The 7,114-nt window shown below is 42.8% G+C and carries 5 protein-coding genes; 4 read left to right on the top strand and 1 reads right to left on the bottom strand.

The window, feature by feature from the left end:
• From AC1DVB_RS14830 to murC, 3 genes are all read left to right on the top strand, one after another.
• Positions 1 to 333: M20/M25/M40 family metallo-hydrolase (locus tag AC1DVB_RS14830; protein ID WP_477589767.1), on the top strand; the 333-nt coding region annotated here is incomplete at its 5' end.
• 425 nt (positions 334 to 758) lie between these two features.
• Positions 759 to 3,584, top strand: coding sequence for a DNA translocase FtsK (locus AC1DVB_RS14825; RefSeq protein ID WP_477589765.1), 2,826 nt, complete (start codon positions 759 to 761; stop codon positions 3,582 to 3,584).
• 284 nt (positions 3,585 to 3,868) lie between these two features.
• Positions 3,869 to 5,173 (top strand): UDP-N-acetylmuramate--L-alanine ligase, encoded by a 1,305-nt coding sequence (gene murC / locus AC1DVB_RS14820; protein WP_034309255.1) that lies wholly within the window; start codon positions 3,869 to 3,871, stop codon positions 5,171 to 5,173.
• 46 nt (positions 5,174 to 5,219) lie between these two features.
• Here murC and AC1DVB_RS14815 read toward each other — a convergent pair whose 3' ends face one another.
• Positions 5,220 to 6,332: an aminopeptidase gene (locus AC1DVB_RS14815; protein ID WP_057276734.1), complete on the bottom strand. Its 1,113-nt coding sequence runs from the start codon at positions 6,330 to 6,332 to the stop codon at positions 5,220 to 5,222.
• Between the two features lie 229 nt (positions 6,333 to 6,561).
• On the opposite strand from AC1DVB_RS14815, the gene AC1DVB_RS14810 reads away from it, so the two are divergent.
• Positions 6,562 to 7,071, top strand: coding sequence for a DUF948 domain-containing protein (locus tag AC1DVB_RS14810; RefSeq protein ID WP_230135188.1), 510 nt, complete (start codon positions 6,562 to 6,564; stop codon positions 7,069 to 7,071).
• Positions 7,072 to 7,114 lie beyond the last annotated feature (43 nt).

Genomic DNA, 7,114 nt, shown 5'->3' with positions numbered 1-7,114 from the left:
TTCGATGTTCAGTGCGAACTTACATATGTGCCCGATTATCCTCCGCTATACAATGACCCTGAACTGACTGAATTCGTGAAAAATAGCCTGGAAAGCATGAATGACAAAGAAATTAAGAAGGTAGGCGAATTTCCGGTTTTTTCAGGTTCAGAAGATTTTTCGTATTATGCAGAAAAGATACCAGGCTGCTTCTTTTACATTGGCTGTAAACAGAAAGGGGTGGAGAAGGCATATTTCAATCACCATCCTAAATTCGACATTGATGAAGATGCCCTTTTGATCGCTTCCAAATCAGTGGCCCAGGTTGTTTGCCGTTTTTATGAATGGAACTAGTCCTTTGGTCTTCGTTTGCAAAAAAAACGGAGAAACCCACAAAACACCGTTCGGTATAAACGAACGGTGTTTTATGGGTTGCGACAGGCAATAGGATTCTGCCGGAGGTTTCATGAAGGATGATGCAATGAATTGGCCAGTCTGTTTTCAAGTCAGCATGAAAACTTAATCTCTTTGTAAACGCGATTTAACAGCTGTGTTTTATTTAAATAGTAGACTAGGGGCTAATGTTATTTCGTGATGATAGGTTTAAACCCATTGCAGAAGGGGTTTAATAGGGTAGGAGTTCTGCGAAATACGTTAAGGTAGCAAGAATGCGATAAAAAAGTAGATACTAATCCCAATTTAGCTTAAATTTTCTCGATATTTTTAAAATAACTGGTAGAATTAGTTACATAACTACAGATGTAGAAAGAGTGATAGTTTTGAAATGGCTAAATAAGATGAAAAAATGGTTCCAAGCAGAGGAAATTATTGAAATCGAAGAGATTATTATAGATGAACCGCTTGATGAAGAGACATTGAGGAAAATGGATTTTTCGAAGCTTACGAAGTCAAAGAAAGAAGAAATAAAGGTTTACAATCAAAAAGTGGAAAAAATGTCCCAGACACCAGACCCGGATACGAAAATCCTGTTTCAATATCCAAAAGGCCAGTTCAAGTTTCCGCTCATTCCAGACCGGGAGCAGAATAAAAGAAAACCTAGGGAAAGAAATAGGGAAGACAACGAACCCAAACAGGGGAAAAATGTGACTAAAGAAACAACGAGAAGGCCTGTAAGGGATCCTGAACCAAAACGGAGAAGCATTGACCGGGAGGAAAATTCAAAAATAGTCCCGTCAAATACTCCATTCCGCCCAACGGAAATCCCATCACCCATTTACGGGTTCCGTCGTCCGGAAAAAAAAATAGTCCCTTCTGAAGAAATTGTCGAATATGAATTGGAAAGCAAAATGCCCATCTTTAAAAAAGAAGAACCCGCTATCGAGATTCCGGTATCGATCCCTGAAATCTCAAAAGATGCGTCACATGAGGAAATGACGGCAAAACCTGCCATTCTTATACCGGAACAAGCGGAAAAAAAAAGGGAAGATACGGAGATACCCGCTTTCTTTCGTAGAAATTCCATTGAGTCATTGCCAGAAGAAACGGTAAGTGAGCCTAACATAATTGAGCCTGAGGTAGAAAAAGAGGCTATTGAACAGGACCAAGTCGATTTTGGACGCGAAGTCGCCGTATCCATCATGGAACAGGCGGACGACACACGGCCTGAAGCGATATCGGTTCATGGGGACGCTGCTGTACAATCCAATCAACCATCCGTAAGTCAAGGAACAATGCCTGAAAGTGACTCATCTGAGGCAATACCTGAAGTGCAGCCTAAAAGTCCGAAAAAACATATTCCATTTAATGTGATGATGCTTAAGCAAGATCGGGAAAAAAATGGCTTCATGAATAAAATGATAGCGGAAAAAAAAAGCCTTAATCCGGAAAGTGCAGTAGTTTCACCTGATAAACGAGCAATGGATGATGCTGCCCAAACKGAGGCAGGACAAGTGGAACCATCCGCCATTCCCGAAAGGAAACCGGAGGAAGGCAGAGTTATGCCGAAAGAGGAGACTCGGGACAGTACATCTGCCTTTTTGGAAACCGAAACCGCCGGCGAGCCTGAAAATACAGTTGAATCGATTATTGGTTCCGACCCTAAGCCGCTTCTAGAACAGGAATCCCCCATCTCTGGAGATGGGTATCAAGAAGCAGTTTTAACAGAGACAGCGGAAAGTGGCCAGGGCAATGCCCTTGAAGTTTTTGGTTCCGTGGAAGCGGATGATAATCCATACTATGTGTTTCCGAATATCGAATTGCTGACACCTCCCACTTATGCTGTGCATGATGATGAGTGGCTCGGGGAACAGACTGTATTACTTGATCAGACATTGAAAAATTTCAATGTCCGTGCAAAGGTCGTCAATGTCACCCAAGGACCGGCAGTCACTCGTTTCGAGGTGCATCCGGAGCCAGGAGTGAAGGTGAATAAAGTGACGAACCTGATGGATGACATCAAATTAAGCCTTGCTGCCCAGGATATGAGGATGGAAGCGCCCATTCCGGGTAAACATACAATCGGCATCGAGATTCCGAACAGGAAAAGCAAACCGGTATTTTTGCGTGAGGTTTTGGAAAGTACTGAGTTTCAAGAGCATGAATCACCGCTCGCCGTGGCTTTAGGCCTCGATATATCCGGTCAGCCGATCATCACGGATTTGAGAAAGATGCCGCATGGTTTGATAGCCGGGCAAACGGGATCGGGGAAAAGTGTCTGTATCAACACCATGCTGGTCAGCTTGCTGTATAAAGCGACGCCGCAGGAGCTGAAATTACTGTTGATCGATCCGAAAATGGTCGAGCTCGCCCCATATAACCGGATCCCGCATTTGGTCAGTCCAGTCATAACCGATGTAAAAGCCGCTACGGCTGCGTTGAAATGGGCTGTAGAGGAGATGGAACGGCGTTATGAATTGTTTGTACATGCCGGTGTACGTGATATCACCCGCTTTAATGAACAAGCGGAAAAAGCCGGTCAATATTCAAGCAAGCTGCCGTATATCCTGGTGATCATCGATGAGCTTGCGGATCTAATGATGATGTCCCCGGCTGATGTAGAGGAAGCGATTTGCCGGATTGCTCAAAAGGCCCGTGCCTGCGGCATCCATTTGATTGTAGCCACTCAAAGACCTTCAGTCGATGTCATAACTGGATTGATCAAGGCAAATATCCCGACAAGGATCGCTTTTTCGGTTTCTTCACAAGTGGACTCCCGTACAATCATCGATAGCGGCGGTGCAGAAAAACTTTTGGGAAGAGGAGATATGTTATTCGCTGAAAACGGCTCTTCAAAAACGGTGCGCCTGCAAGGGACTTTCGTGAGTGATGAAGAAATCGATCAAGTGGTCAACCATGTTAAACGGGAGCAGCAGCCAAAATACCTGTTTGAACAGGAAGACTTGCTGAACAGGGCCCAGGTCACGGAAGAAGCGGATGAACTGTTTTTCGAGGCATGTGAATTTGTCGTGAGCCAGCAGGCCGCATCTGCATCGAGCGTCCAACGGCGTTTCCGTGTCGGATATAACCGTGCATCGCGTCTAATAGAAATGATGGAGCAACAGGGGGTCGTTTCCGAATCCAGGGGCTCAAGGCCCAGGGATGTATTGATTACGCAAGAAGAGCTGGAATTTTTACATGTTAATTAAGAGAACCTAATAAAAGGAAATTGTATATAATGTGAAAGGGTGAAAACCCTTTTTTATCACCTTAATTGAGGGAAAAGCCAATGATTTGATAAATTGGCATCCCCCTGACATGGATGAATGAATAAAAAAGTGATATAATAGTTTTTTGTTGATGAATGATTGAAAATAAAAGTTCGAAAACCTATGAAGAAATTGCGTTACTAACAAGTCTCGTAATGGAAAAACAAATAAAAGATGACGTCATATACTGTCATACAGGTAGACGATTGGTGGAGGTTCGCTTTATGACTGCTTACCATTTTGTGGGAATTAAAGGGTCGGGTATGAGTGCTCTTGCACAAATACTGCATGATATGAATATTGAAGTGCAGGGTTCCGATTACGAAAAAGAATTTTTTACACAATTGGCATTAGAAAAAGCCGGGATTAAAATCCTTCCTTTCAACGAGGAAAATATTCAACCTGGAATGACCATCATTGCAGGAAATGCGTTTCCGGATAGTCATCCGGAAATATTGAAGGCAAAAGAACTTGATTTGCCGATTATCCGTTATCACCGTTTCCTAGGTGATTTCATGAAAAACTTCATCAGCGTGGCGGTTACGGGAGCGCATGGTAAAACATCGACGACCGGCTTACTTGCCCATGTAATGGGGGGCGCTAAACCGACATCCTTCCTGATTGGGGATGGAACGGGTAAAGGAATCGTGAATTCTGATTACTTCGTATTCGAAGCATGTGAATATCGCCGTCATTTCCTTTCCTATTATCCGGATTATGCAATCATGACGAATATCGATTTTGATCATCCAGATTATTACGCTAATGTCGAAGACGTGTTCGAGGCTTTCCAAACGATGGCCCTTCAAGTCAACAAAGGCATCATTGCGTGCGGGGATGATGAGCATTTACCACATATTCAGGCGAAAGTACCGGTTATTTTTTACGGATTTGCAGAAGGAAATGATTTTCAAGCGAAAAATGTTTCCGTCACTCCGGATGGCACGACTTTTGATGTGCATGTAAGGAACAATTACTATGATACATTCACTATTCCTACTTTTGGAAAGCATAATGTGTTGAATGCACTTGGTGTCATTGCACTTTGTAAATATGAAAACTTGGATACGGAAGCTGTGAAAGCCCAATTGCGGACTTTTGGCGGAGTTAAACGCCGGTTCTCCGAAAAGGAAATCGGAAGTCAGATCATCATTGATGATTATGCACACCATCCGACCGAGATCTCTGCAACTGTGGACTCGGCGCGTCAAAAATATCCAGAGCGTGAAGTTGTTGCTGTATTCCAGCCGCATACTTTCTCGAGAACGCAGGCATTCCTGGATGAATTCGCCGACAGCTTGAATTTGGCCGACAAAGTATACTTATGTGAAATTTTTGGATCTGCTCGTGAACATCAAGGAAAGTTATCGATTGAAGACCTTCAAGATAAGATTCCAGGTGCCGAGCTGATTACGGAGAACACAACATCTATATTGCAAAACCATGATAACAGTGTCGTGTTGTTCATGGGTGCGGGGGACATTCAAAAATTCCAAGCAGCCTATGAGCATTCACTGCAGGTAAAATAAAAAAAACGACCATCCGTTGTAGCGGATCGGTCGTTTTTTTATTGGGTTATTTTAAATTTTCCGGATTTAAATTTTCCAGTTCCGGTAAAACGAAGCGTCCGTCCTTACGTATCAAGACGTCATCAAAATGGATTTCCCCGCCGCCATATTCAGGCCGCTGGATATTGACCAGGTCCCAGTGAATGTCTGAATGGTTTCCGTTAAAGGCATCATCATAGCATTGTCCTGGAGTGAAATGAAAACTTCCATCAATTTTTTCATCAAAGAGGATATCTTGCATCGGGTGTAGAATATAAGGATTTACACCAATTGCAAATTCACCGACATATCGTGCGCCTTCATCAGTATCAAAAATTTTGTTGATGCGTTCCGTATCATTCGCAACCGCTTCAACGATTTTTCCATCCTTGAATGTCAACTTCACGTTTTCAAAAGTAAAACCCTGATATGGGGAAGGAGTATTATACGAAATCACTCCATTGATGGAATCTTTAACTGGAGCCGTATATACTTCACCGTCAGGAATGTTCAGCTCACCCGCACATTTGATGGCTTTAATGTCTTTGATGGAGAAGGTTAGATCCGTACCGGGCCCAGTTAAGCGGACCTTATCCGTTTTATCCATCAATTCAACAAGGTTGTCCATTGCTGCGCTCATTTTGCCATAGTCGAGGTTGCAGACTTCGAAATAAAAGTCTTCGAATGCTTCTGTGCTCATTTTGGCTAATTGGGCCATGGAATTTGTCGGGTAGCGAAGTACGACCCATTTTGTTTTTGGCACGCGGATATTTCTATGTACTTTACCGACTGTCTGTCCATGAATCGCCATCTTCTCTGAAGGGACATCGGATTGTTCATTGATATTATCCCCGGCACGAAGCCCGATATAAGCATCCATCTGCTTCATTACGTTTGCTTCAAACTCACCCATCATCTTGTACTGTTCTTCTTTGGCACCCATCAGCAAGGCACGATCCACTTGGTGATCCTTTAACAGGACGAATGGGTAACCACCTGCTGCATAGGCTTCATTCACAAGTGCGTTAACAAGTTCACGCTGCAATCCAAAGTTTTCGATCAAGATTTTTTCACCTTTTTGAAGCTTCACGGAATAATTGATTAAGTTTTTGGCCAATGTACCAATTCTGGGATCTTTCATAAAAAATACCTCCATTGTTTAAATTCGACTTATCTTTTCTATCATACCCGATTTCCTGCCATAAGTGTCACCCATGAATTTCACGGAGGAACTGGATGCGGACAACAATATTTCCAGATTAGGGTTTGATAGGGTATATTGAAAAAATAAATACGTTTATAATAATAGGGAAGGGGTAATTAATATCTAACAGCTATTAAATAAGTCGATTTTTTTCGGAGGTGTTCCAATGGAGATTATTTTATACGTAAGTGCTGCTGTTGCAGCGATAGCTTTTTTGGTACTCGTTATTTTTCTAACGAAGGTACTGACATCACTTCAAACTACCCTGGACAGTGTGGCCCGGACGCTGACAGGACTAGAGAGCCAAATGCAGGGCATAACGCTCGAAACTACTCAGTTATTACATAAAACGAATACGTTGGCTGAAGATTTGCAGCAAAAGTCAGAAAACCTGAACACGGTGGTGGATGCGGTGAAGGATGTAGGTACATCCATCTCCAGCTTTAATTCTTCCATCCAAAAGGTTTCCCATAAAGTGCAGGCTGAGATTGATAATAATCAAGAAAGAATCTCACAAATTGTACAATGGAGCAATGTAGCCATGGAGATCAGGGACAAATGGAAGTCCAGAAGCAAACATGCAGCCCCGACCCCGACTGAAAGGGCAGAGTTAGAAAGGGAAGCGCTGGAAACAGATAACTTACCTAAAAAAAGGTTTTTACGTTCTAGATCTTAAAATCTAGTTAAATAAAAATGAACCGAAAATTGAAAGGGGAATG

The organism is Peribacillus sp. P4_D6 (assembly GCF_056401795.1).
Note: the sequence above shows the minus strand (reverse complement) of the source record. Positions and strands in the feature narration are given on the sequence as shown.

Bases quoted from the DNA above. Each gene is read 5' to 3' on its own strand.
- murC (WP_034309255.1), top strand. From the start codon at position 3,869: ATGACTGCTTACCATTTTGTGGGAATTAAAGGGTCGGGTATGAGTGCT.
- AC1DVB_RS14815 (WP_057276734.1), bottom strand. From the start codon at position 6,332: ATGAAAGATCCCAGAATTGGTACATTGGCCAAAAACTTAATCAATTAT.
- AC1DVB_RS14810 (WP_230135188.1), top strand. From the start codon at position 6,562: ATGGAGATTATTTTATACGTAAGTGCTGCTGTTGCAGCGATAGCTTTT.